General features: G+C 72.8%; 26 protein-coding genes. 20 read left to right on the forward strand and 6 right to left on the reverse strand.

All coding sequences use genetic code 11. The features are described from left to right. Positions 1-21: 21 nt before the first annotated feature. Positions 22-1,065 (reverse strand): sulfite oxidase, encoded by a 1,044-nt coding sequence (locus ACIBEJ_RS13465; RefSeq protein ID WP_397182954.1) that lies wholly within the window; start codon positions 1,063-1,065, stop codon positions 22-24. A gap of 195 nt (positions 1,066-1,260) precedes the next feature. Here ACIBEJ_RS13465 and ACIBEJ_RS13470 point away from each other — a divergent pair, with 195 nt between their 5' ends. The 11 genes from ACIBEJ_RS13470 to ACIBEJ_RS13520 all read left to right on the forward strand — a co-directional run bounded on the left by ACIBEJ_RS13470 (position 1,261) and on the right by ACIBEJ_RS13520 (position 11,663). Further along, complete coding sequence (locus ACIBEJ_RS13470) at positions 1,261-2,466, forward strand: hypothetical protein (protein WP_397182955.1); 1,206 nt, start codon at positions 1,261-1,263, stop codon at positions 2,464-2,466. A gap of 220 nt (positions 2,467-2,686) precedes the next feature. After that, positions 2,687-3,301 carry a hypothetical protein gene (locus ACIBEJ_RS13475; protein WP_397182956.1) on the forward strand — a complete coding sequence of 205 codons (615 nt, stop codon included), beginning with the start codon at positions 2,687-2,689 and terminating at the stop codon, positions 3,299-3,301. Positions 3,302-3,309: 8 nt separating this feature from the next. Next, positions 3,310-4,104, forward strand: coding sequence for an energy-coupling factor transporter transmembrane component T family protein (locus ACIBEJ_RS13480; protein ID WP_397182957.1), 795 nt, complete (start codon positions 3,310-3,312; stop codon positions 4,102-4,104). Then, positions 4,101-4,976, forward strand: a complete 876-nt coding sequence (locus tag ACIBEJ_RS13485; protein WP_397182958.1) for an energy-coupling factor ABC transporter ATP-binding protein — start codon at positions 4,101-4,103, stop codon at positions 4,974-4,976. The genes ACIBEJ_RS13480 and ACIBEJ_RS13485 overlap by 4 nt, the downstream gene beginning before the upstream one ends. After that, positions 4,973-5,791 carry an energy-coupling factor ABC transporter ATP-binding protein gene (locus ACIBEJ_RS13490; protein WP_397182959.1) on the forward strand — a complete coding sequence of 273 codons (819 nt, stop codon included), beginning with the start codon at positions 4,973-4,975 and terminating at the stop codon, positions 5,789-5,791. Before ACIBEJ_RS13485 ends, ACIBEJ_RS13490 begins: the two co-directional genes overlap by 4 nt. Then, positions 5,788-6,564 carry a nucleoside phosphorylase gene (locus ACIBEJ_RS13495; RefSeq protein WP_397182960.1) on the forward strand — a complete coding sequence of 259 codons (777 nt, stop codon included), beginning with the start codon at positions 5,788-5,790 and terminating at the stop codon, positions 6,562-6,564. The genes ACIBEJ_RS13490 and ACIBEJ_RS13495 overlap by 4 nt, the downstream gene beginning before the upstream one ends. Positions 6,565-6,579: 15 nt before the next feature. Then, positions 6,580-7,179, forward strand: a complete 600-nt coding sequence (locus tag ACIBEJ_RS13500) for a GntR family transcriptional regulator (RefSeq protein ID WP_397182962.1) — start codon at positions 6,580-6,582, stop codon at positions 7,177-7,179. A gap of 23 nt (positions 7,180-7,202) precedes the next feature. Continuing rightward, complete coding sequence (locus tag ACIBEJ_RS13505) at positions 7,203-8,201, forward strand: amidohydrolase family protein (RefSeq protein WP_397182963.1); 999 nt, start codon at positions 7,203-7,205, stop codon at positions 8,199-8,201. A 242-nt stretch (positions 8,202-8,443) separates the two neighbouring features. After that, entirely contained in the window at positions 8,444-9,340 is an 897-nt protein-coding gene (gene deoC / locus ACIBEJ_RS13510) for a deoxyribose-phosphate aldolase (RefSeq protein ID WP_397182964.1), read from the forward strand. A 5-nt stretch (positions 9,341-9,345) separates the two neighbouring features. Next, a complete protein-coding gene (locus ACIBEJ_RS13515; protein ID WP_397182965.1) occupies positions 9,346-10,788 on the forward strand; it encodes an aldehyde dehydrogenase family protein in 1,443 nt (480 codons plus the stop codon). Between the two features lie 2 nt (positions 10,789-10,790). Next, positions 10,791-11,663 carry an aldehyde dehydrogenase family protein gene (locus tag ACIBEJ_RS13520; protein WP_397182966.1) on the forward strand — a complete coding sequence of 291 codons (873 nt, stop codon included), beginning with the start codon at positions 10,791-10,793 and terminating at the stop codon, positions 11,661-11,663. Between the two features lie 91 nt (positions 11,664-11,754). On the opposite strand, the gene ACIBEJ_RS13525 is transcribed toward ACIBEJ_RS13520, so the two are convergent. The 3 genes from ACIBEJ_RS13525 to ACIBEJ_RS13535 all read right to left on the reverse strand — a co-directional run bounded on the left by ACIBEJ_RS13525 (position 11,755) and on the right by ACIBEJ_RS13535 (position 14,402). Next, positions 11,755-12,069 carry a hypothetical protein gene (locus tag ACIBEJ_RS13525; RefSeq protein WP_397182967.1) on the reverse strand — a complete coding sequence of 105 codons (315 nt, stop codon included), beginning with the start codon at positions 12,067-12,069 and terminating at the stop codon, positions 11,755-11,757. A 155-nt stretch (positions 12,070-12,224) separates the two neighbouring features. Then, complete coding sequence (locus ACIBEJ_RS13530) at positions 12,225-12,917, reverse strand: hypothetical protein (RefSeq protein WP_397182968.1); 693 nt, start codon at positions 12,915-12,917, stop codon at positions 12,225-12,227. 30 nt (positions 12,918-12,947) lie between these two features. Further along, positions 12,948-14,402 (reverse strand): ankyrin repeat domain-containing protein, encoded by a 1,455-nt coding sequence (locus ACIBEJ_RS13535; RefSeq protein ID WP_397182970.1) that lies wholly within the window; start codon positions 14,400-14,402, stop codon positions 12,948-12,950. A 158-nt stretch (positions 14,403-14,560) separates the two neighbouring features. Between ACIBEJ_RS13535 and ACIBEJ_RS13540 the strand changes: the two genes are divergently transcribed. Genes ACIBEJ_RS13540 through ACIBEJ_RS13555 form a run of 4 tightly spaced genes read left to right on the forward strand, consistent with a single transcriptional unit; the run spans position 14,561 to position 17,222 of the window. Beyond that, a complete protein-coding gene (locus ACIBEJ_RS13540; protein WP_397182971.1) occupies positions 14,561-15,037 on the forward strand; it encodes a YbaK/EbsC family protein in 477 nt (158 codons plus the stop codon). 11 nt (positions 15,038-15,048) lie between these two features. Further along, a complete protein-coding gene (locus tag ACIBEJ_RS13545) occupies positions 15,049-15,996 on the forward strand; it encodes an alpha/beta fold hydrolase (protein WP_397182972.1) in 948 nt (315 codons plus the stop codon). Positions 15,997-16,006: 10 nt separating this feature from the next. Next, positions 16,007-16,513 (forward strand): GNAT family N-acetyltransferase, encoded by a 507-nt coding sequence (locus ACIBEJ_RS13550; protein ID WP_397182973.1) that lies wholly within the window; start codon positions 16,007-16,009, stop codon positions 16,511-16,513. Continuing rightward, positions 16,506-17,222, forward strand: coding sequence for a class I SAM-dependent methyltransferase (locus tag ACIBEJ_RS13555; protein WP_397182974.1), 717 nt, complete (start codon positions 16,506-16,508; stop codon positions 17,220-17,222). The genes ACIBEJ_RS13550 and ACIBEJ_RS13555 overlap by 8 nt, the downstream gene beginning before the upstream one ends. Here the strand turns inward: ACIBEJ_RS13555 and ACIBEJ_RS13560 are convergent. Further along, positions 17,219-17,566 (reverse strand): DUF488 domain-containing protein, encoded by a 348-nt coding sequence (locus ACIBEJ_RS13560; RefSeq protein ID WP_397182975.1) that lies wholly within the window; start codon positions 17,564-17,566, stop codon positions 17,219-17,221. The two genes, ACIBEJ_RS13555 and ACIBEJ_RS13560, sit on opposite strands and share 4 nt — an antisense overlap. Positions 17,567-17,640: 74 nt before the next feature. Between ACIBEJ_RS13560 and ACIBEJ_RS13565 the strand changes: the two genes are divergently transcribed. Genes ACIBEJ_RS13565 through ACIBEJ_RS13575 form a run of 3 tightly spaced genes read left to right on the forward strand, consistent with a single transcriptional unit; the run spans position 17,641 to position 22,019 of the window. Then, positions 17,641-20,679 (forward strand): BTAD domain-containing putative transcriptional regulator, encoded by a 3,039-nt coding sequence (locus ACIBEJ_RS13565; RefSeq protein WP_397182976.1) that lies wholly within the window; start codon positions 17,641-17,643, stop codon positions 20,677-20,679. Between the two features lie 3 nt (positions 20,680-20,682). Beyond that, on the forward strand, positions 20,683-21,834 hold the full coding sequence (locus ACIBEJ_RS13570; RefSeq protein WP_397182977.1) for a cytochrome P450: 1,152 nt from the start codon (positions 20,683-20,685) through the stop codon (positions 21,832-21,834). Continuing rightward, on the forward strand, positions 21,831-22,019 hold the full coding sequence (locus tag ACIBEJ_RS13575) for a ferredoxin (protein WP_397182978.1): 189 nt from the start codon (positions 21,831-21,833) through the stop codon (positions 22,017-22,019). Before ACIBEJ_RS13570 ends, ACIBEJ_RS13575 begins: the two co-directional genes overlap by 4 nt. Here the strand turns inward: ACIBEJ_RS13575 and ACIBEJ_RS13580 are convergent. Continuing rightward, the gene (locus ACIBEJ_RS13580; RefSeq protein WP_397182979.1) at positions 21,938-22,594 is read right to left on the reverse strand and encodes a TetR/AcrR family transcriptional regulator; all 657 of its coding nucleotides are present in this window, start codon (positions 22,592-22,594) and stop codon (positions 21,938-21,940) included. The two genes, ACIBEJ_RS13575 and ACIBEJ_RS13580, sit on opposite strands and share 82 nt — an antisense overlap. 129 nt (positions 22,595-22,723) lie before the next feature. On the opposite strand from ACIBEJ_RS13580, the gene ACIBEJ_RS13585 reads away from it, so the two are divergent. Together ACIBEJ_RS13585 and ACIBEJ_RS13590 are read left to right on the forward strand one after the other, a co-directional pair. After that, positions 22,724-23,662: a winged helix-turn-helix transcriptional regulator gene (locus ACIBEJ_RS13585; protein WP_397182980.1), complete on the forward strand. Its 939-nt coding sequence runs from the start codon at positions 22,724-22,726 to the stop codon at positions 23,660-23,662. Positions 23,663-23,681: 19 nt separating this feature from the next. Next, positions 23,682-24,257: a hypothetical protein gene (locus tag ACIBEJ_RS13590; protein ID WP_397182981.1), complete on the forward strand. Its 576-nt coding sequence runs from the start codon at positions 23,682-23,684 to the stop codon at positions 24,255-24,257. Positions 24,258-24,378 lie beyond the last annotated feature (121 nt).

The following is a 24,378-nucleotide window of genomic DNA, read 5'->3' on the forward strand; positions in this document are numbered from 1 at the left end:
CAGCGACTCGGTGACAATTTACTATCCGTGGACCACGGTAATGGGATGCCTTATCGCGGCGTCGAAGTGATATCCGAACGCGTGGTGCGGCCTTTTCAACGGCTGGGTCGCGCCGGTCTCGTCGGTGGCCCGCACCAGGATCGACTGCTCGCCGAGACGCTTCGGCACCCACGTGATGTGCCAGGGCAACCAGGCGCTGACCAGGTGCGGACCGTGGTGTTCCGCCTGCCGCCAGGTCCGGCCCTCGTCGAAGCTCACCTCGACCCTGACCACCCTGCCGTGGCCCGACCACGATCGGCCGCGCAGCAGGTTCGGCCGGCCGAAGGGGACGCGGGCGTTCCATCCGAGTTCGAGCGCGCTTTTCACCGGATTCACCGAGACGTCGGCGTAGAACTCCGTGTTCCATGGTGTGAACAATTCCCGGGTGGCCACCTCGATATCCCCAAGCCATTTGATGGACGCGATTCCCACCCATCCCGGCACCACCAGGCGCACCGGGAATCCGTGGTCGGGCGGCAGCGGGCGGCCGTTCATCTCGTAGGCGACCAGGACGTCGTCCATGGCCTTGGCGACGGGCAGCGGGCGGCGTACGTGGCCGTGGTGGTCGAAGGGGGCGTCGAGGCCGGTCGGCAGCACGTCCACGGCCCTGGCGGTGATGTCGGAGCGCTCCAGCAGGTACCGCAGGGGCACGCCGCGCCAGCGCGCGACCCCGATGGCGCCGAGGGCCCACTGGGTGCCGGGCGCGGGCAGGCCCTGCTGGGTGCCGTAGAAGCGGCGGCCGTTGCCCGCGCACTCGATCGCCGCGTCCAGGGTGCGGGCGGGCATGGCGAGCAACTGCTCATAGGTGTACGCGCCGGGGCTGCGCACGCCGTCGCCGTGGACGGCCAGTTGCCAGGTGGCGGGGTCGATGGACGGGGTGGCGGTGTGGTTGCGGACGAAGAAGCGGTCGGTGGGGGTGTGGAAGCCCTGGCCGGCCATGGCGTCCCAGCGCATCTCCGCGCTCGCGCCGTGTGTCCTGAAGAGCTCCGGGGGGAGGGGTTTGACGATCGTGGCGGTGGCGTACATAACTCCCCTATTCCCTACCAACTAACTAGCCAATCCTGATCCTATGGGGTTGACCTGCCGACTCTCCCCTCCGGTACGTGCCCGCGAGTGTCTTGGCGGAAAACGTGTGGCTGGCTCGCGAATGGGTCTGTGGGGGTGGGATTCCGGCGTGCATAATCGGGCCAAGCGCTTGCCAGCCGACCGAGCGAGGCCGCCATGCCCTCCAGCACCTCTTCGTCGTCCGGAGCCCTCGCGGTGACGCTCGCGGCCCTGTCGGCCGGGGCGGGGGCGGTGCACTTCGCGGCGATGGGGGAGCATTTCGCGCTGGACTGGCGGCACGGGGTGTTCTTCGCGGCGGCCGGGTGGGCGCAGTTGGGGTGGGCGGCGGTGATCCTGCGCCGGGCCGGGCGGGGTGTGCTGCTGGCCGGGATCGCGGGGAACGCGGCGATCGTCGCGCTGTGGGGGCTCAGCCGTACGGCGGGGGTGCCGTTCGGGCCGGGCGCCGGGACGCCCGAACCGGTGGGCGCCCCCGACGTGCTGGCCACCGTGCTGGAGATCGCCCTGGTCTGCTGCGCCCTGGCCCTGCTCGACAAGACCCCCAGAACCCAGGCGATCCCCACCTCTCCGGCGCCCGTGTCCCCTCTGGACTCCACGGCGGCGCACGAGGCGGGCGCTGTGCCTGTGCGGGCCGTCCAGGAGCCTGTGATACCGGGTGGTTCCAGGGCTGGGCTGGTGGTGGCCGGGGTGGTGGCGGTGGCGGTGGGGGCGGTGTTCCTGCCGGTCTTCGGTACGCACGGGCATGCCGTACCAGTGAGTCCGGTGGACGCGGCGGCCGGTCACCAGCACCAAAGCCCGCGGCAGGAGGCGGGCGGGCACGCGCACGGTGACCAGGGGCCGGCGGTCCCGCCGAGCGAGGGGGAGCGGGCCGCGGCGGACCTGGCCGTGGCGGCGGCCAAGCGGGAACTGCCCAAGCGCTGGCCCACCCTGGCCGCGGCCAAGAAGGACGGCTTCTTCGAGTCGATCGACACCGGCGGCGTCGTCCACCTCACCAAGATGGACTGGATCATGGACGACCGGGTGCTCGACCCGACCCATCCCGAGGCCCTGGTCTTCTACCGCAAGCCGGCCGGCGGCAGCATCCTGCTCGGCGCGATGTACATCATGCCGCCCGGCGCCCAGGGCCCGAGGATCGGCGGCTCCCTCACCCACTGGCACGCCCACGACGACCTGTGCGGCCTGCCCGGCGGCGGGGTGGCGGTCCTGAACGCGGACGGCACCTGCCCCAAGGGCACGAGCAAGATCCCGGCCACCCCCGAGATGCTCCACGTCTGGGTGGTCGACTACCCCGAGGGCCCCTTCGGCGACGCCACCGCCCCCGCCCTCCGCACCGCGATCACCACCCTTCTGGCCAAGGGCGCCTGACCGCCCGCAGAGGGTACGGCGCGCCGCCCCGCCGGAGCCGCCTTGACCACCACCCCGCCCGCCAGAAGCGTCCTGCCCCCGCCTCCGCGGCGGCTGGGCGGCATGCCCGCAGACGGTGACCCGTAGTCAAGCCGCAGCTCAGGGCACCTTCCCCATTGACGGAGTTTGTCGCTTATGTATGATATATCATCTACAGACACCTCCCGAAGGGTGCAGAACAGTGGCAGTGACCGAACCCAAGGAGCCGTGGGCCGCCCGCGTCAGGAAGTCGTTTCCCACGCGGATCTGGGTCCTCATCCCCTTCTTCATCGGCATCAACCTGCTGGGCAAGTTCTTCGTCACGGTCCTCGGCCTCCCGCTGTTCCTGGACGCGATCGGCACCGTGCTCGGAGCGTTCCTCGGCGGCCCGGCGGTCGGCGTCGTGGTGGGCCTGCTCACCAACCTCGTCATCGGTCTCACGATCGAGGCCACCTCGATCCCGTTCGGCCTCGTCAACGCCGCCATCGGCCTCGTCGCCGGCCTGCTGGCCGGCAGGGGATACCTGCGCGGCGTCGCGAAGATCATCGTGATGATGCTCGCGCTGACCGTGACCACCATCATCACGGCCGCGCCGATCGTCGTGCTGGTCTTCGGCGGGGTCCAGGGCTCCGGCGCCGACATCGTCACCGGCTTCTTCGTCGCGGCGGGCAACGAGATCGCCGGCAGCGTCATCGGTCAGCAGCTCATCGTCCAACCCGTCGACAAGATCGCCACGGTGCTGGTGGCCCTCGCCCTGGCCCGTGCCGTACCCGCTCGATACCGCCCACAGTTCGGCCGAGAAGCCCTTCCGGCCTGAGGTATGCGATGACCCACACGTCCTCCTCCGCCACCGCCCCCGACGTGGGGAGCCTCTACCACGTCGGGGGCCGGTGGATCCACCGGCTCCACCCGCTCACGAAGCTGGCCGCGGTCGTGCCGATCACGGTGCTCGGCTTCGCCCTCCCCGTGCAGGGAACGGCCGTCCTGCTCGCGGTGCTCGTGCTGGGCCTGCTGGCCGGCGGGCAGGCCAGGCCGCTCCTGCGGCCCCTGGTCCTGCTGCTGCCGATCGGCCTCGCGCTGCTCGTCGTGCACGGGATCGTCTCGCCGACCCGCGGGGAAGCGCTGCTCTCCCTGGGACCGGTCGAGCTCGGGGCCGGCGGTGCGCTGAGCGCCGCCTCCGTCCTCGCCCGGCTGGCCGTGTTCGTCCTGACGATCACCGTGGTCATGGACACCACGCACCCCAAGGTGCTCGCCACCGCGCTCATCGAGCGGGGCGTGTCCCACAAGGTGGCCTACGCCTACCTGGCCGGGGTCGAACTGCTGCCGGAGATGCGGGGCCGCGCCCGCGACATCCTCGACGCGCAGCAGTCGCGGGGGTTCGACACGCGGGGCGGACCGGTCAAGCGGGCCCGCGGGCTGATCGTGCTGCTCAAGCCGCTGCTGCTGGGGGCGATGATCAGCGCGGAGACGCGGGCGCTGGCACTCGACTCGCGGGGGTTCGGCGTCAAGGGCACGCGCACCTCCACGGCGCGGGTGCCGCGGACCGCCGGAGCGCCGATGGTCCAGTGGATCCTGCTGGGCCTGGCCGTATGCGTCGTGGTGGGAGGGATCGTCCTGTGAGTGGTTCAGAATCGGCGGCGAGCCTGCTCGACGTCTCCTTCCGTTACAGCACCGAGACCGGCCTGGCCCTCCAGGAGGTGTCGCTGGACGTCGCCGCGGACTCGTTCACGCTGGTGACCGGGCCGTCGGGTGCCGGCAAGTCCACGCTGGCCAAGATGATCGCGGGCTTCCTCCCGCGCCACATCAAGGGCGACCTCCAGGGCGAGGTCGAGCTCCTCGGCACCACGCTCGACAAGGAGGGGGACGACAGCCCCGCCGACGAGATCGGATTCGTCTTCGACAACCCGTTCGACCAGTTGACCGGCTCGACCAGGAGCCTGTTCGACGAGGTCGCGTTCGCCCTGGAGAACCGGGGCGTCGCCCCCGAGCTGATCGTCGAGCGGGTGATGGGCGCCCTGTCCGCCGTCGGCCTGGCCGACCGGATGGCGCAGCATCCCCGCGAGATCTCGGGCGGCCAGTCCCAGCGGCTGGCGATGGCGACCGTCATCGCGCAGCACCAGAACATGGTGGTGCTCGACGACCCCACCTCGCAGCTCGACCCGCTCGGCCGCGACGAGGTGATCGAGCTGACGCGGGAGATGAGAGGCCGCGGCGTCACCGTCGTCGTGGTCGCGCACGACCTGGCCGGCTGGCTCCCGCTCGCCGACGCGCTCGTCGTCATGGACGCCGGCCGGATCGTCGCCGCCGGGACGCCCCGCGAGGTCCTCGCCGACCTCGACGCGATCCGGCACCTGCTCTGGGTGCCGCGGTTCGTGGACTACGGCCGCATCCTGGCGGCCGAGGGCGCCGTGGACGAGGACGTCCTCCCGCTGTCGGCGCGCGAACTGGCCGACTGCCTGACCGCCCACACGAGCGGAGGAACGCTGCGGTGATCGAACTGGCTGACGTGACGTACACGTACAAGAACGGCGTGCGCGCGCTGGACGGGGTGAGCTTCACCGCCGGGACCGGGCGGGTCGTCTGCGTCCTCGGGCACAACGGCGCGGGCAAGAGCACCCTGATGCGCACGATGAACGGCCTGCTCCGCCCCAGCGCGGGCACGGTGACGGTCGACGGGGTCAACGTGGCCAAGCTCCGGCCGGCGAAGGCGGCGGCGCTGGTCGGCGTCTCCTTCCAGAACCCGGACTCCCAGCTCTTCTCCGCGACCGTCCTCGACGAACTGCGCTTCGGCGCCCGCCAGGGCACCGACGACGCGAGCGCCGCCGAGGTGGAGGTGCGCCGCGCCGCCGACCTGCTCGGACTGGGCAAGGTGCTCGACGCCAACCCGTACAGCCTGCCCCTCTCGCTGCGCAAGCGCGTCGCGATCGCCTCCGTCGTGGCCATGCGGACGCCCAACATCGTCCTCGACGAGCCGACGGGCAACCTCGACCGCTACGGCGGCCTGATGGTCGCGGACCTCATCCAGCGGCTCAAGGCGGACAAGCGCACGGTCGTCGTGGTCACCCACGACATCGACCTGGCCCACGACCACGCCGACCAGATCGTGGTGATGAGCCACGGCACGGTACGGCTGGCGGGCGACCCCGCCGAGGTGTTCGCCGACGAACGGCTCGCCTCCGCCGGCGTCAGCCCGCCCACCCCGCACCAGATCGCCGCGCACCTGCCCGGCGGCCCGCGCCTGGACTCGCTCGAAGACCTCCTGGCCTGGGCCAAGAACGCACCGCACAAACAGGGGGCCACACCATGACCACACGCCGCCAGCACCACATCGCGTGCGAGCCGGGCGACGTCGCCGACTATGTCCTGCTGCCCGGTGACCCGGCGCGCTCGGTGGAGATCTCCGAGTACTTCGACGACCGCAGGCACGTGGCCACCTCCCGCGAGTACACGACCTACACGGGCACGTTCGGCGGCGTGCCGGTCACCACGATGTCGACCGGCATGGGCGGGCCGTCCGTGGCCATCGGGGTGGAGGAACTGCAGCGGGTCGGCGCGAAGGTCCTCATCAGAGTCGGTACGGCCGGCAGCATGCAGCCCGACGTGAACCCGGGCGACTTCGTGGTCGCCACCGGGGCGATCCGCGACGAGGGGACCGGCCGGGCGTACGTGCCGGCGGAGTTCCCCGCGGTCGCCGACCCGATGACCACGCACGCCCTCTACTCCGGCCTCCTGCCGACCGGCCGCGCGCACCTGGGCGTGATCCACACCAAGGACTCCTTCTACGGCCAGAAGGAACCCGACCGCATGCCCGTGGCCGCCATGCTGCGCCAGCGCTGGCAGGCGTGGGTGGCGGGCGGCTCGCTCGCCTCGGAGATGGAGAGCGCCACGCTGTTCGTGGTCGCCTCGGTGCTCCGGCTGCGCGCGGCGACGGCCTGCCTGGTCGCCAGTTCACACGACGCCGGGGTACGCCTGACCGCCGCCGAGCGCGAGAAGGGGATGGAGACCCTGATCCGGTCGGTATTGGCGGCCGTGGTGGCGCTGGACAAGCCGCAAAGCGCCCCGAGTGCAAATGAAGGTTGATATATCATGTTTCACATGAATACGGATGCCTTCGAGAGCAAAGCGCAGTTCATCGCACGCGCCATCAGGTCACGCATTCTCAACGGCACCCTCGCTGACGGGCAAAGCCTGCGTCAGCGCGACATCGCCGCCGACTTCGACGTCAGCGCCACGCCGGTCCGCGAGGCGTTCCGCCAGTTGGAGGCCGAGGGCTACATCGTCTCCAAACTGCACCACGGCGTCGTCGTCCGCCCGCTCGGCGCGCGGATGGAGGAGAACTGGCGGCTGCGCGAGGCCCTGGAGGCCATCGCGGCGGAGAAGGCCGCCGAGAACGCCACCGCCCATGACGTCGAACGCCTGCGCGCCCTGGCCACGGAGTTCGACGCGGCGGAGGAGGACGCGGCCGAGAAGAACCGGGCGCTGCACTTCGCCATCTACCGCCTGGCCGACTCGCCGGTCCTCCTGCGCTTCCTGAACGAGCTGTGGCAGACGCTCGACGTCAACCCGAGCAGCCTCAGGAGCCACAAGGCGTCCTCCCGCGACCACTGGGACATCGTCGAGGCGATCGCCCGAGGCGACGCCGAGGCCGCCGCCGACCTCACCCGCGCCCATGTCAAGGGCACCGCCCCGAAATGAACCCCACCCCGGAAAGGAAGTCCATGGCCGACATCGTCGACGTCCATACCCACCTGTATCCCCCGCTCTACCTGGACGCGCTGGGCGAGAGAACCGAGAACCCCCGCGTGGCCGGGCGCACCGGCGACGACGGCCTGTTCATGATCTTTCCCGGTGACGCCGGTCGGCCCGTCACCGACGCGTACTGGTCGCTGGACACCAAGGTCGCGTTCATGGACCGGCACGGGATCACCACGTCGGTCGTCTCCCTGGGCAACCCCTGGCTCGACCCCTTCGAGGCCGGCCACTCCACCGACCTCGCCAGGAAGCTCAACGAGGAGTTCGCCTCGTTCGAGGGCCGCACCGGCGGGCGCGTGCTCGGCATGGGCTGCCTCCCGAACGCCCCGGTGGAGACCGTCACCGAGGTGATCGCCGAGATCGCCGCCAGACCCTCCCTGTACGGCGTCGTCTCCGGCACCCGCCTGGCCGGCAAGGTGTTCGACGACCCCGAGCTCGAACCCGTCTGGGCCGCCCTGGAGACGCACGGCGTCCCGCTCCTGGTGCACCCGCACTACGGAGTCGGCGTGGAGGAGATGAGCGGTTACGGGCACTCGCTCCCGCTCGCGCTGTCCTTCCCGTTCGAGACCAGCCTGGCCCTGTCCAAGCTGGCGATGTGCGGCGCGCTGGCCCGTCACCCCGGCCTGCGGATCATCGCCTCGCACGGCGGCGGCACACTCCCGTTCCTCGCCGGCCGGCTCGACGGCTGCTGGCGGCCGGACCCCGCCGCCCTCATCCGCCACGACGCCCCGCCCTCCGCGTCGCTGGCGAAGCTGTACTTCGACGCCCTCGTCTACAACCCGCGCGCCCTGCGCGCCACCGCCGACCTGGCCGGCACGGACAAGATGGTCTTCGGGACCGATCACCCCTTCGAGATCGCCGACCCGGCCACCAACCTCGCCGCGATCGACCAGGTCTTCCCCGACGCCGCCGACCGCGACCGCGTCCTGGGCGCCAACGCCCGCACGCTCTTCGGCCGCCCATGACCCTCCCCCCACAGCCCGGCACCACGCAAAACCCCACGCCGGGCGCTCTCATCCCCGCAGAAGGCCCCACTCCGGGCGGGATCGCCCTGGCAGAAGGCCGCGCTCCGGGCGTGAGCGCCCCCGCGGAAGGTCTCGCATCAGGCAGGATCACCCCTGCGGAAGGTCCCGCGTCGGGCGGGATCGCTCTCGCGGAAGGTTCCGCGCTGGGCGTTTTCGCCGATGTCACCGCATCCGACTCCGCCTTGCGTCGCTTCCTGTACGGCCTGCCGCCCGTCGACCAGATCGGCGCCGACGCGCGGGCCGCCTCCCTGGGCACCCGTTCGATCAAGACCACCGCCAAGGACCACGCCCTGGACCTGGCGATCCGGATGGTCGACCTGACCACCCTGGAGGGCCAGGACACCGAGGGCAAGGTACGCGCGCTCGCGGCCAAGGCCCGCCGCCCCGACCCGGCGGACCCGGACTGCCCCGCGGCGGCCGCGGTCTGCGTCTACCCCGACCTCGTCGCCGTGGCCCGCCAGACGCTCGACGGCAGCGGCGTGCACGTGGCCTCGGTGGCCACGGCCTTCCCCAGCGGCCGGGCCGCCCTGGACATCAAGCTCGCCGACACCCGCGCCGCGGTCGAGGCGGGCGCGGACGAGATCGACATGGTCATCGACCGTGGAGCGTTCCTGTCCGGCCGCTACCTCCAGGTGTTCGAGGAGATCGTCGCGGTACGAGAAGCCTGCGGCCCCGCCCACCTCAAGGTGATCTTCGAGACCGGAGAGCTCCAGACCTACGACAACGTGCGCCGGGTGAGCTGGCTGGCCATGATGGCAGGCGCCCACTTCATCAAGACCTCGACGGGAAAGGTGCAGCCCGCCGCGACGCCGCCGGTCACCTTGGTCATGCTGGAGGCGGTCCGCGACTTCCGCGACCTCACCGGCCGGGCGGTCGGGGTCAAGCCGGCCGGTGGGATCCGCACCGCCAAGGACGCCGTCAAGTACCTGGTCATGGTCAACGAGGTGGCCGGCCCGGACTGGCTGACCCCGGACCTGTTCCGCTTCGGCGCCTCCACGCTGCTCAACGACCTGCTGATGCAGCGCGCCAAGGCGAGAACCGGCCGCTACTCGGGCCCCGACCACTTCACCCTGGACTGATCACGATGACAACGTTCGACTACGCCCCGGCCCCCGAATCCCGGGCGATCGTGGCCCTCCGCTCGTCGTACGGGCTGTTCATCGACGGCGACTTCGTGGAGCCGGCCGGCGGCGGCTCGTTCAAGACCGTCAGCCCGTCGACCGAGGAGGTTCTCGCCGAGGTGGCGGAGGCGTCCGCCGAGGACGTCGACCGGGCGGTGAAGGCCGCCCGCCGCGCCTACACCGAGACCTGGTCGAAGCTGCCCGGCAGCCAGCGCGCGAAGTACCTCTTCCGCATCGCCAGGATCATCCAGGAACGCTCGCGGGAGCTGGCGGTGCTGGAGACGCTGGACAACGGCAAGCCCATCAGGGAGAGCCGCGACTTCGACGTGCCCATGGCGGCCGCGCACTTCACCTACTACGCGGGCTGGGCCGACAAGCTCGGCTACAGCGGGTTCGGGCCCGATCCCCAGCCGCTGGGCGTGGCGGGACAGGTCATCCCCTGGAACTTCCCGCTGCTCATGCTGGCCTGGAAGATCGCCCCCGCGCTGGCCTGCGGCAACACCGTCGTACTCAAGCCCGCGGAGACCACCCCGCTGACCGCGCTGCTGTTCGCGGAGATCTGCCGGCAGGCGGATCTCCCGCCCGGAGTCGTGAACATCGTCACCGGCGCCGGCGCGACCGGGCGCGCGCTGGCCGGCCACGAGGGCGTCGACAAGGTCGCCTTCACCGGGTCCACCGACGTCGGCCGCCAGATCGCGAAGGCCGTCGCCGGGACCGGCAAGAAGCTGACGCTCGAACTCGGCGGCAAGGCGGCCAACATCGTCTTCGACGACGCCCCGCTGGACCAGGCGGTCGAGGGCATCGTCAACGGCATCTTCTTCAACCAGGGCCACGTCTGCTGCGCCGGGTCGCGGCTGCTCGTGCAGGAGTCGGTGGCCGGCGAGGTGCTGACCAGGCTCAAGCGGCGGATGGCCACGCTGCGCGTCGGCGACCCGCTCGACAAGAACACCGACGTCGGCGCCATCAACTCCGCCGAGCAGCTCGCGAAGATCCGCCACCTGGCCGACGCGGGCGAGTCCGAGGGGGCGCAGCGCTGGTCGCCGCCGTGCGAGCTGCCCGGCCAGGGCTTCTGGTTCCCGCCGACGATCTTCACCGGCGTCGCCCAGTCCCACCGCATCGCGCGCGAGGAGATCTTCGGCCCGGTGCTGTCGATCATCACCTTCCGCACCCCCGCGGAGGCGGTGGAAAAGGCCAACAACACCCCGTACGGGCTGTCGGCCGGCGTCTGGACCGACAAGGGCTCGCGCATCCTGTGGATGGCCGACCGGCTGCGTGCCGGAGTGGTGTGGGCCAACACCTTCAACACGTTCGATCCGAGCAGCCCCTTCGGCGGCTACAAGGAGTCCGGTTACGGCCGCGAGGGCGGGCGCCACGGGCTCGAGTCCTATCTGAAGGGTGGCGGGTGAGAATGGCGGCCAGAGTGGACGTCCGCAAGACCTACAAGCTGTTCATCGGCGGCGCGTTCCCGCGTTCGGAGTCCGGCCACTCCTACGTGGTCAACGACTCCAGAGGCAGGTTCGCCGCCAACGCGTCCCGCGCCTCCCGCAAGGACGCCCGCGACGCGGTGGTGGCCGCGCGCGCCGCCTTCCCCGGCTGGTCGGGCCGCGCCGCCTACAACCGCGGCCAGATCCTCTACCGGGTCGCCGAGATCATGGAGGACCGCCGGCCCCAGTTCGTGGACCTCGTGCTCACCTCGGAGGGCGGATCGAGGGCCAGAGCGGGCCAGATCGTCGACGAGGCCGTGGACAGGCTCGTCTGGTACGCCGGTTGGGCGGACAAGATCACCCAGGTGCTCGGCGGGGCCAACCCGGTCGCCGGGCCGTACTTCAACCTTTCCACCCCCGAGCCGACCGGGGTGGTCGCGGTACTCGCCCCGCAGACCTCCAGCCTGCTCGGCCTGGTCAGCGTGCTGGCCCCGGTGATCGTGGTGGGCAACACGGTGGTGGCGGTCTCCTCCTACGCCAGGCCCCTCCCCGCGGTGACCTTCGCCGAGGTACTGGCCACGGCCGACGTCCCCGCCGGAGTCGTCAACATCCTCACCGGCGACGCCGAGGCCCTGGGCCCCTGGCTGGCCGCCCACATGGACGTCAACGCCATCGACCTGACCGGCGTAACCGGCGACCCACCCCTGTCCCGAGCCCTGGAGGCAGCCGCCGCCGAAAACCTCAAGCGCGTACGCCGCCCGCCGGCCACCGAGCCCGACTGGTCCCTGGACCCGGGCCTGGACCGGATGTCCGCCGTCCTGGAAACCAAAACCGTCTGGCACCCCCGCGGCCTCTGACCCCGGGCTGGATGGGGCTAGCGCTGGGTGCTGTGGGAGTAGCTAGGGCTGAGGGGTGGAAGGTGGGCTAGGGCTGGGGGTGGGGAATGGGCTAGGGCTCGGTGGTGGGGAGTGGTTGGGGCTGGGACGTCGGGAGGTCGCCGGGTGGGTTCTGGTCGAGGGTGATCACGATGTAGCGGCCGTTGGCGTAGCTGACCACCGGGCGGCCGAGAAGGTCACCCACCCGCCGGGCCACCCCCTGGAACAGCTCCACCATCTCAGGAGTGTCCGCCGACACCCGGAAACGTCCCTCGGACCGCAGGTACTGGGCCACGAGGGGCGTGAAGTTGGCCTCGCTCTGCACCCTCTCCTCCGCGCTGAGCGGCGTCCGGCGGAAGGCGGGCGGCTGGCCGGATTGCTGGGTCATCGGGGGAGTCCTCCTGATCGCGGAAGCCTCCAGCATGGCACCCAGCCGAGCGCCAGCGGACCGAGGCCGGCATGCGGAGACACAGCGGGCGCAGAGGCAGCGAAACGCGCGCCAGCGGGAGCAGAAGTAGCGAAACGCGGGTCACCGGTCTGGGGTTAGCGGGTGGCTGTGGTGAAGGGGGTGCCTGTGTTCAGGTCGTTGATCAGGCGTAGGAGGCCGTCCCTGCCGCCGTGGCCGGACAGCCATCTGCTGACCTGGCAGGCGGCCTTCGCGTACGTCTGCCGATCCGCCGATGCCGCCTTCAGCCATTCGGTCAGCGTCACCGGCAGCGGTCCCGGCGGCTCCACCAGGCACCGGTCACCGGCGCCCGCGGGCTTCAGGTAGCGCGGATCCCCCGACACCACCACCGCCAGGCCCTCGTCGAACCACTGCGGCACCTCCCCGGACACCCGCGCGTGCAGCTCCACGTGCGCCATCTCGTGCGAGGCGATCACCGGGTCGAGCCCGCCGGGCGACAGCATCACCGCCCGGTTGAGCACCGCCACCCCCTTCTCCCGCCCGCCGCCGATGCCCGTGTAACACGCGTCGGTGCCGCACGCGAGCACCCTGGGCGAGGTCACCCGGCCGCCGTAGAAGTCGCCGACCAGTCGCCTGGCCGCCGCCACGGTCGCCAGGACGGAGGCCGGGGGCACGCCCTCCTCCACGTAGACGCCGTCCCCGGCGGAACGCAAGCCGTAGCAACCGGGGCAGGCGGCGGCGGCCACCGACGGGTAGGCCCAGGCCACCCCGCCGACGGCCAGCCCCAGCACCACGACCACCACGACCACGAGTTTCTTCAGGCGTGACATGGCGACTACCTTGCCGTGGAGGGGAGGGGATTACATCAGCCTGGGGTATGTCATCCTCAGGTATTCGGCCACGCGCCGCTTCCCGCCGTACTCCGCCCAGCCGAGCGGCGTCGAGTCGTGCTCGGCGTCCCGCACCGACGGGTCCGCACCCAGCGCCAGCAGCGCCTGGACGGTGTCGAGGTCATCGTTCCACGCCGCCAGGTGCAGCGGAGTGCACCGGTCCAGGTGGCCGACGTCGAAGCCGAGCCCCGCCAGCAGCCGCACCACGTCCGGCCGCCCGTGTTCTGCGGCCCGGTGGACCAGCCCCGGGCTCTCGGCCAGCGCCCGCGCGAGCACGTCGGGTCCGAAGGCGGCGACCGCGCCGGCGTCTCCGCTCATGCAGGCCGCCTCGAACGCCTCCCGCTCGCCGAGGTCGGGCCGCCGCGCCCCCGCCGCCGCCAGCAGTTCGGCCACCTCGCGGTGGCCGTGGACAACGGCCAGTTCGTACGGCGTCCGCCCGCCGAACGCCGGGTGCGACCCCGGCCGGTCGACCGGCACGCCGTACGACAGCAGGAGCCTGACCCGGCGTGGACCACCACGCAGCGCGGCCGTCGCCAGCTCCTCGCTCAGCAGGTCGGCGGGGGAGGCGAGCGCGGGCCTGAGCCGCTCGCGCCAGGGGCCGCCGTCCCCGCGGCCGAGCCCGTACTCCAGCAGCAGTTCCAGGTGCGCGGTGTCGTCGGACCACGAGCCGCCCAGGCCGAGGTTGTAGACGGTCTGGGCGTCGTTGGCGTCGGCTCCGGCCGCCAGCAGCACGCGGGCCAGCTCCAGGCCGTTCGGGTGCGGTGGCTGGTCGCCCTCTCCGCCGCCGAACGCGCCGGTCAGGGCGGTGAACGGCGACGGCAGCCCGTCCCAGAGAAACCCGGCGTCCGGGTCGGCGCCGTGGTCGAGCAGCACGCGGGCGGCCTCGACGGGCCTGCCCGGCCGCTTGAGCCGGGCGTAGGCCAGGTAGAGCAGCGGCTCCCAGCCGAACGGCCCGCCCTGCGCGGTGGCGTCCGACGGGCCGGCGGCCAGGACGGCGCGCAGCGCGGCGGCCTCGCCGGTGGCGGCCATCGTGTAGACGTTCGCCGTGGCCAGGCCGGGGTCGGCGGCGAGCAGTGCGTCGGCCGCGCGCGGGCGGTCGAGGTCGTCGGCGCCGTAGGTGAGGCAGGCCAGGCGCAGAAACTCGTCGGCCGGGTCGGCCGAGGCGGGCACCGCGTGCGGTGAGCGGGTGTAGCGGCCGACCGTCTCCAGATGCTTCATCAGCCTGCCCCAGCTCGCGAAGCCGTAGCGGCGGGCGGTGACGAGCTGGGCGTCGGCCAGCCTGGGCTCGGCGGGCCGCCGGGGGTGGAACTCCTCGACCATGGCCAGCGCCTCGGGCACGCCCGCGCGGGCGTAACGCAGCAGCGTCTTGGCCTGCTTGCGCAGCGCTTCGGCACTGGGGTGATCGGGAAGACGAGAGACGGGCACGATGGCCTCCCTTCCGTGTACGCCTGACGTCCGCATGATCAGACCGGAAAAGAGGTCGGGTCCAACGACATACCGTGACCAGGTGGGCTTCGCCCTTCCCGCGGACCGGAGGCACCCTGTCGTGCCCCACCAGGATAACGCCGGAGTAGGGTTCGCGGATGACCACCCTGTACGAACGCCTGATCGCCGACCTCGACGCCGCCGGGGCCGGATACCGCCTGATCGACCACGCCCCGGAAGGACGCACCGAGCTCGTCAGCGAGATGCGCGGCAACGAGGTGGCCCACGCGGCCAAGTGCCTGATCGTCATGGTGAAGATCGGCAAGAAGGACAAGCGTTTCGTGCTGGCCGTCGTCCCGGGTGACGCCAAGCTCGACCTGCAGGCGGTCAAGGCGCTGTACGGCGGCACCTACGTCGCCTTCGCCGACAAGGACAGGGCCGAGGAGCTGGCCGGGAGCGTGAGCGGCACCGTGCTGCCCTTCTCCTACCATCCCGACCTGGAGCTGGTGGTGGATCCGGCGCTGCTGGCCGTACCGGAGATCTATTTCAACGCCGCGCGGCTGGACCGCTCGATGGCGCTGTGCACCAAGGATTACGTCCTCGTCGCCGCGCCCAGAACCGAGCGCATCACTTAATACTGGGAGACATGCGCCACGCCGACTGGGGTACGGTCAGCGCCCGCTGGGCGGGCATCCGCAGCGAGACGGCCGACGTCCACGGCGTCGCCGTCCACTACCTCCGTGCGGGGTCCGAGCGTGACGGGCCCGCGCATCTGCTGGTCCATCCGCTGGGCGGCAGCGCGACGCTGTGGATGGACCTCATCCCGCACCTGGCCGCCTTCGGCCCCGTCTACGTGCCCGACCTGCCGGGCACCCTGTTCGGTCACACGGAGATGCCGCATCCGCGCGCGGCCAGGCTGGCGCCGAACGTCCGCTTCCTGCGCGCCTTCGCCGCCACGCTCGGACTGGAGAAGGCGACCGTGCACGGCTGGTCGATGGGCGGGCTGGTGGCGGCGCTGTTCGCCGACCTCGCGCCGGAACGCGTCGGCCGCCTCGTCCTCGCCGCCCCGGCCCTGCCCGCCCGGCTGCCGGAGGAGGAGGCGCGCTGGTGGCGCACGATCGGCCGCGCGTGCCTGTCGGCGGGGCAGCCGCTGGCCCGCACGGTCCTGCGCGCCGGCGCCCGTCCGCTGCTGGAGATGAAGATCAGGGCGTACACGCTGACCGGCGCGGAGAGGCTGGTCGGCGGCGACCTGTCCCGCCTGTCGCCGGAGATGACCGAGCTGATCACCCGGGAGCTGCGCGGCGCGGACCCGGCCCGGCTGGGCGACGCCGTCACCGCGGTCACCTCGATGCTGCGGACGGTCTTCGCCGACCCCGAGCCCGCCCGCGCCGCCCTGTCCCGCGTGAGCGCCCCGACCCTGGTCATGTGGGGCGAGACGGACCACATCGTCATCGACGGCGCCCGCGAGGACCTCACCGCCCGCCGCCCCGACTGGACGCAGCACACCATCCCCGAAGCCGGGCACGTGTTCCCCCTGGAGACCCCCGGCGCGTACGCCGAAACCCTGGCGCGCTGGGCGGGGTACGGCTCGTAGTCTTTGCCGGATGAAGCACGTTCTGACCACCGACCGGCTGGAACTGCGGCCGGTCACCGCCGCCGACCGGGAAGCGCTGCACGCGCACTGGACCGATCCCGAGGTGCGCCGCTTCCTGTTCGACGGCGAGGTACTCACCGCCGGGCAGGTGGCCGAGGCGATCGCCGCCAGCGAGCGCGACTTCGCCGCCCGCGCCTGCGGCCTGTGGCTGGTGCGCGAGCGCGCCGGCGGCGCCCTCGCCGGCACCGCGGGGCTGCGCCCGCTGGAGGATCTCGGCCTGGAAGTCACCTACAGTCTGTCGCCGCCCTTCTGGGGGTACGGCTACGCCACGGAGGCGGCCCGCGCCGTGGTCGAGCACGCCCTGGGCCCCGCCGGCCTGCCGGAGGTCCTGGCCGAGGTGGACGAGGGCAACGCCGCCTCCCTGGCCGTGGTGAAGCGCCTGGGAATGACGGCGTTCGAGACGGTTCCCGGCCTGCTGGGGCCGATGACCAGATTCCGGAGGACCGCGGGTGGTTGACCGTCTCTTCACCGAACCCCGCCTGGCCGAGCTGTACGACGCACTCTGCGCCGGCCGCCCCGACTTCGCCTTCTACCTCCCGCTGGTGATGCGGGCCCGGTCGGTGCTGGACGTCGGCTGCGGCACGGGCGAACTGCTCATCGCCGCCAAGGACGCGGGACACGCCGGCCGCCTGGTCGGCCTCGACCCCGCCCCGGCCATGCTCGGCGTCGCCAGGCGGCGCACGGGCGTCGAATGGGTGCGCGGCGACCTGTCCACGGTCTCCTGGCAGGGCGCGTTCGACCTGGTCGTCATGACGGGACACGCCTTTCAGGTCCTGGTCGAGGACGAGGAGCTGCGTACCGCACTGGCCGCCGTCCGTGCGGCGCTCGCCGACGGCGGCCGGTTCGTCTTCGAGACCCGCAACCCGCTCGCCCGCGGCTGGGAACGCTGGACCGGCTCCGAGACCACCGAGGCGTCGGGCGCCCGGGTCCGCGTGGACGTGGAGGTGCGGGAGGTGACCGAGAAGCGGGTCACCTTCACCCAGACCTACACCAGCCCGGCGTGGGAGCGTCCCGAGGTGAGCTGGAGCACCCTGCGCTTCCTCGGCCGGGCCGAGCTGGCCGCGTTCCTGGCGGAGGCCGGGCTGGAGGTCGAGGCCCAGTACGGCGACTGGGGCCGCGAGCCCCTCTCCGAGACCAGCCCGGAGATCATCACCATCGCCCGCTAGGAGGCCGTCAGGTACTCGCGCAGCACGACCGCCTGGTTGTGCTCGGTGTCCTTGGCCCCGTACAGCAGCGTCACCGGGCCCTCCGCCGCCGCCTCCCTGATCGGCCGCACCGCCTCGGGGCGGGCGTCCAGCTCGGCCCGGTAGCGCCGCGCGAACTCGGCGAAGCGCTCCGGCCGGTGGCCGAACCACCGCCGCAGCTCCGCCGACGGCGCCGCGTCCTTCAGCCAGCCGTCGAGGTGGAGGTCGTCCTTGCGCACCCCGCGCGGCCAGAGCCGGTCCACGAGGAAGACGGCGCCCCGCGCCGGCTGATGGTCGTGGACACGCTGGATCAGCACCGGTCCCATGGGTCCACCAGAACGCGCCCGGCCGGTGAGATCAAGCGTCCGCGCCGGAACGCGGCACCGGACAGAATCGGAGTATGCGCTACCGCATCCTGGGCACGACCGAGGTGGCCGGCGAGCAGGTCAACGGCGACGGCCTGCGGGCGCTGCTCGCGGCGCTGCTGCTGGAGGCCGGCCGGCCGGTCTCCGCCGAGCGCCTGCTCGAGGTCGTCTACGGCGGCGAGGGGGCCGCGCCCAACGCCCTGCAGTCGCAGATCTCGCGCCTGCGCAAGCTGGTCCCCGTCGAGCGGGTCGCTCCCGGCTACCTGGTCCGGGTGGACCCCGAGGAGGTGGACGCCCACCGCTTCGCCCGCCTGGTCGCCGAGGGGCGGCGGGCCGGCCGTACACCGGAGGCGGTGCGGTTGCTGGGCGAGGCGCTCGCGCTGTGGCGCGGCGAGGCGCTGGCCGGGCTGCCGGGACTCGACGGCCACCGCGAGCGCCTCGCCGGCCTGCGCGCCGAGGCGGTCGAGAACCGGATCGAGGCCGAGCTCGCGCTGAAGGCCGAGCCGGCCCGCCTGATCGAGGAACTGCGCACGCTGGTGGCCGCAACCCCGCTGCGCGAGCGCCCGCGCGAGCTGCTCATCCGCGCGCTGGCCGGCGGCGGGCGGCAGGTGGAGGCGCTGGAGTGCTTCGAGGACTACCGCCGCCTGCTGGCCGAGGAGCTCGGCACCAGCCCGTCGCCCGAGCTGAGGACACTGCACGTCGCGGTGCTGCGCGGCGAGCACACCCAGCGTCCGCTGACCGCCATGACCCGGCCGCGCCGCCAGGTGAGCACCTTCGTCGGCCGCGAGGAGGAACTCGCCGGACTGCGCGCCCTGCTGCGCGGGCACCGGCTGGTGACGCTCGTCGGCCCCGGCGGCTCGGGCAAGACCCGGCTGGCGGCCGAGGCCGTGAGCGGGCAGATCGGGCAGCGCGTCTGCTTCGCCGAACTCGCCCCCGCAGCGGGGGTACGGCAGGCCGTCCTCGGCGCCCTGGGCGGCGCCCTCTCGCCCAGCGGCGACCCGGTCGCCCTCCTGGCCGGCGAGTCGCTCCTGCTCGTACTGGACAACTGCGAGCACCTGATCGAGGAGGCCGCCGCCCTGACCGACCGGCTGCTGGCCGGCGCGCCCGGCGTACGCGTGCTGGCGACCAGCCGCGAGCCGCTCGGCCTCGACGGCGAGGTCATCCTGCCGGTGCGCCCGCTCGCGCTGCCCGCCGAGGACGCCGTCCTGGCCGAGGCGCTGGACAGCCCCGCGGTGAGCCTGCTGGTGGACCGGGCACGGGCCGCCGACCCGCACTTCGCCGCCACCGAGGCGGTCGTGCGGATCTGCAGGGCCCTGGACGGGCTGCCGCTGGCGATCGAGCTGGCCGCGGCCAGGTTGCGCGCGCTGTCGGCCGAGGACCTGGCCGAGCGGCTGGAGGAGCGGCTCGGCGACCGCCTCGACCTGCTCGGCTCCGGACCGCGCGGCGGCCAGGCCCGCCACCGCACGCTGCGCGCCGTGGTGTCGTGGAGCTGGGAGCTGCTGTCGGCGGCGGAGCAGCGGCTGGCCGCGCGGCTGTCGGCCTTCCCGTCCGGGGCCTCGCTCAAGGCCGCCGAGGAGGTCTGCGGCGCCACGCCCGCCCTGCTCGCGGCCCTGGTCGACAAGTCGATCGTCCAGGCGGGCCAGGGCCGCTACCGGATGCTGGAGACCGTGCGCGCCTTCTGCGCCGAGCATCTCGTGGACGGCGAGGCCGACGCCGTGCACCTGGCCCACGCCGAGTTCTTCGCCGAGCTGGCCGTGCGGGCGGAGCCGTACCTGCGCAACCATCGGCAGGCGGGCGCGATGGCCGAGCTCGCGGCCGAGCACGACAACCTGCACGCGGCGCTGCGCTGGGCGATCGCGACCGGCCGGCCGGGCACGGCGCTGCGGATGACCGCGGCGCTGTGGCTGTACTGGTGGCAGCGCGGGTTCGGGCAGGAGGCGTCGCAGCTCACCGCCGCCGCGCTCGCGCTGCCGGGAGCCGAGGAGTGCGGCGCGGACTACGTGATGTCCGTGCTGCAGGTCGCGTCGGCGAGCAACCCGCGCGGGCGGCTGCGCCCGCTGCTGGAGCGTGCCGAACGGCTGGCCGAGCAGCTCGGGCCGGTGCCCGAGTACCCGCTGATCCAGATGGTGCGCCCCTATCCCGCCGTCGCCGAGGGCGACTACGACGCGCTCGTGCCCTCGCTCCTGACCGCCACCACCAGCTCGCAGCCCTGGTCGCGCGGCTTCGCCCACCTGGTCCTCGCGCTGGTACGGCTGGGCGCCGGCAACCAGGTCAACCAGGCCACCGAGCACCTGACCAGCGCGCTCACCGCCTTCCGGCTGGCCGGGGACAGCTGGGGCGCGGCCCAGGCCCTGCTGCAGACGGCCGAGATCGCCGGCTGGCGGGGCGAGCACGAGCGCGAGCTGGCCCTCACCGAGGAGGCCATGGCGCTGACCGCGGTCTTCGGCGAGGCCGAGGACACCGGGTTCGTGCTGGCCCAGCGGGGCGCCGCCAAGGCCAAGGCGGGCGACCTCGCCGGCGCCAAGGCCGACCTGGAGCGGGCCGTCGAGCTGACCCGCTCGCGCAAGGGCCCCGAAGTGATGGCCGCGGCCCGGTACGTGCAGGCCGACGTGGCCAGGCTCGAAGGCGACGGTGCGCGGGCCGCCGCGCTCTACCGCGAGGCCCTCACCGGCTGCGGGCACACGCTCTGGGTGGGGGAGGAGGAGCTGCGCGCCCGCATCTTCATCGGCCTCGGGCAGGTCACCGGCGACGAGGGGCTCTTCCGCGAGGCGTTCGACATCCTGATGCGCACCCTTGACGTGCCGGCCGCGGCGGGCGCGGTGGAGGGCGTGGCCGCGCTGGCCCTGGCGGAGGGCGCCGCCGAGCGGGCCGCGACCCTGCTCGGCGCGGCCCGTGCGCTGCGCGGGCTGCCGGGATTCGAGGCCGCCGGCACCGAGGCGGAGGCGCGGCGGCTGCTCGGCACGGTCGCCTACGAGCGCGCGCACCGGTGCGGCGCGGGCATGGACCGCGAGGACATCGCCGCGCTCATGTCAGCGCGGCGTGCGGGCGCGGTCAGCGCCGCCGCGCACCGTTGAGGCATGCGACAGATTCCGATGACGCGCTCGTGCCCGTTCAGCCCGCCCGACGGCGCCACCGACGAGGAACTCGGCAAGGTACGGCTCGGCACCGGCGACGAGATCTGGTACGTCACCCGCCACGACCTGGTCCGTCAGATGTTCGGCGACACCCGCTTCAGCTCCGAGGTGGACGGCGGCGCGCAGGGCATGCCGCTGCACCAGGCCGAGCCGCAGCCGGGGATGTTCATCCAGATGGACCCGCCCCGGCACACCCGGCTGCGCCGCATGCTCACCGGCCGCTTCACCCTGCAGCGCGTGAACCGGCTGCGGCCCAGGATCGAGCAGATCGTCGCCGACCAGCTCGACCACGTGGAGAAGCAGCCCAGGCCGGTGGACCTGGTCGAGCACTTCGCGCTGCCGGTGCCCTCGCTGGTGATCTGCGAGCTGCTCGGCGTGCCGTACGCGGAGAGGGAGACCTTCCAGGTGGCCAGCGCCCGGCTGCTCGACCAGAACGTGAGCAGGGAGGAGGCCGAGGAGGCGATGGGGGGCTTCGGGGTGTTCCTCCTGGAGCTGATCGCCGCCAAGCGCGCCCGGCCGGGGGAGGGGCTGCTGGACGACCTGCTCGCCGGCACCGACCTGACCGACGAGGAGGTGGCCGGGATCGCGGTCCTGCTGCTGATCGCCGGCCACGAGACCACCGCCAACATGCTCGGCCTCGGCACGTTGCTGCTACTCCAGCGCCCCGGGCAGCTCGCGCTGGTGCGCGACGACCCCGAAGTCGCCAAGACGGCCGTGGACGAGATGCTGCGCTACCTGTCGGTCGTCGACAGCCTGCTCATGCGGCGTGCCTCGCAGGACCTCGACCTGGGCGGGACGACGATCCCCGAGGGCGACTTCATCACCGCCTCGCTGGCCGCCGCCAACCGCGACCCCGCCCTGTGCGAGAACCCCGACGACCTGGACGTCACCCGGCCGCGCACCCACCACGTGGCGTTCGGGTTCGGGCCGCACCAGTGCCTCGGGCAGAACCTCGCCAGGATGGAGCTGGAGATCGCCTATCCGGCGCTGCTGCGCCGCCTGCCGGGGCTGCGGCTGGCCGTACCGCTGGAGGAGGTGCCGACGCGCGACGACATGCTCGTGTACGGCGTGCACCGGCTGGAGGTGACGTGGTGATCGTCGTGGACAGGGACCGGTGCGCCTCCGCCGGCCAGTGCGCGTTGTGGGCGCCCGACGTCTTCGACCAGGACCTCGACGACGGCCGGGTCGTCCTGCTCGCTCAGGCCGACGGCCCCGAGGTGCGGCGCGCGGTCTCCGGCTGCCCGACGGGGGCGATCGCGCTCATGCCGTCGAGCAGGTAGCCGAGGCCGGTGGCGAAGGTGGCCGCCCAGTCGTGGGCCAGCCCGTGGGCGGCCAGCGCCGGGTAGGGGCGCAGGTGCTCGGTGAGGTCGGCGGCGCTGTCGTGGGACTGCAGCGTGACCGAGCCGAACACGAACGTCGCCAGGCTGTGCGCCGCCGCCCGCACGTCCGGCAGCCCGGCCTCCTCCAGCGTGCGGTAGAGGAAGTCGGTACGGCCGAGCGCGTTCGGCCCCATCATGGGCCGGTCGAGCAGCGTGATCGACCACGGGTGGCGCAGCATCGCCGCCCGCCAGGCCGAGCACAGCCGCTCGGCCCGCTCCCGCCAGCCGCCGCCCGAGGGCAGCCCCGCCTCCCCGAACACCGCGTCCAGGGCCAGGTCGAGCACGTCGTCCTTGGTCTTCACGTGCCAGTACAGCGTGGTGGAGCCGGTGCCCAGCCGCTCGGCCAGGCGGCGCATGGTCAGGCGTTCGATGCCCTCCTCGTCCAGCAGGGCGAGGGCCTCGGCCACGATCCGCTCGCGGGTCAGCACCTGGCGGGCGGGCTTGCGGGGCCGCAGCCACACGTTCTCGTCGCTCACCCGGCCGATCATACGCAACCGGATCAACGATCTAGTGGTCGAACGGTGATCCAGACAGGCCCCGGGCATGACCGGGCCCGGGGGTGGGCTGGCATGCTGGGGGCGGGTGCGAAGGGCAGGAGCGTGGGGATGGAAGCGGAGCGGCCCAGCGCGGTCGGGCAGGCGCTGCTGGCGATCAGCGACCAGTGGACCATGCTCATCCTGCAGCGTGCCTTTCTGCTGCACCTGCGGCGCTTCGCCGACTGGCGGGACGAGCTCGGCATGTCGGAGTCGGTGCTGGCCAACCGGCTCAAGGAGATGGTCGCGGGCGATCTGCTCAGGCCGGTGCCCTATCGGGAGCAGGGGCGCACGCGGACCGAGTACCTGCTGACCGAGCGGGCCGTCGAGCTGTGGCCCGTGCTGGTGGAGATCTGGTCGTGGGAACGGCGCTGGGTGCCGAGGCGGCACGGGCTGCCGGAGCTGGCGCACGACGTGTGCGGGAGCCGTACCGACGTGGAGCTGGGGTGTCTGTCGTGCGGGGTGGCGCCGGTCGGCGCGCGGGACACCGAGACGGTGCGGGGGGCGGCGACCTTCGCCCAGGTGACGGTGCCTCGTCACCATCGCCGGATCGTGCGGGCCGCGGAGGAGGACGCGCTGTCCTACCTGCCGGAGACGTTCGAGCTGCTGGGGGATCGGTGGAGCACGGTCATCCTGGCCGCCGCCTTCCTGGGGGTGCGGCGGTTCGCGGACTTTCAGGGCGAGCTGGGGGTGGCGCCCTCGGTGTTGTCGAGCCGGTTGCGGCGCTTCACCGAGCTGGGGGTGCTCGAGGTGGAGGAGGCCGGGGCGCGGCCCCGGTATCGGCTGACCGCCAAGGGGCTGGGGTTCTTCGGGATCTTCGCGTTTCTGGTGGAGTGGGCGCAGAAGTGGTACGAGGGGCCGCCGGACACCGATCTGCGCTTCACCCACCGGGAGTGCGGGCGGCCGTTCCTTCCGTTTCTGCGGTGTGGGTCGTGCGGGGTGGCGCTGAGCCGTACCGAGGTGCACTTCGTGATCCCCGAGCGGCGGCTGCCGCTGGCCGGGACCGCGTGATCTGAGGCATCATGTGCGGGTGCATGTGGGTCGGCCCGTTCTGCGCGCCTTGCGCGCCACCGTGTTCGCGGTGGCCTGCGTGCTGGCCTCGCTGGCCCTGCACCTGCTGGCCGGGGGCGCGCAGATCCGGCCGCTCACGTTCGCTCTCGCGCTCGCGCTGACCTGGGCCGGTGCCTACCTGCTCGGCCGCCGCCAGCGCGGCAGGGAACTCCTGCTGGCCACGTGCTTCGCCGCCCAGTACGGCATGCACCATCTGTTCACCGCCGGGGCCGAGCCCGTCGCCGTACAGGCCGGGCACGGGCACGGCGGCGGGGTGGGCAACGGCCTGGCCATGCTCATCGTCCACGCCGTCGTCGCCCTGATCTCCGCCTGGGGGCTGGAGCGCGGCGAGGCGGCGCTGGCGCTGCTGGCGCACCTGGCCGCCGCCTCGGTGGGCGGTCTGTGGTCACGGCTGTTCGTGCTGCTGACGGCCACGCCGGAGACCGGCGTCACCGGTCTCGTGCCGGTCGAGGACGAGCGCACGCTCGCCCCTCGCGCCCCCTTCGCCGCGATCGTCTCCCGGCGCGGCCCACCGCTCTCCTTCTCCGTTCTCTGATCCCGGGCGCTCCCGTCCGGTTTCCGATCCCGGGCGCTTGCGTCCGGGCGTAAGGCCGTGCGCGGCCTTCGCGCGTGCTCCCCTCCGATCCGGGAGCCGCGTCCGAACCCCCTGACCGGAT

This window comes from Nonomuraea sp. NPDC050790, assembly GCF_044456745.1.
Lineage (GTDB): Bacteria > Actinomycetota > Actinomycetes > Streptosporangiales > Streptosporangiaceae > Nonomuraea.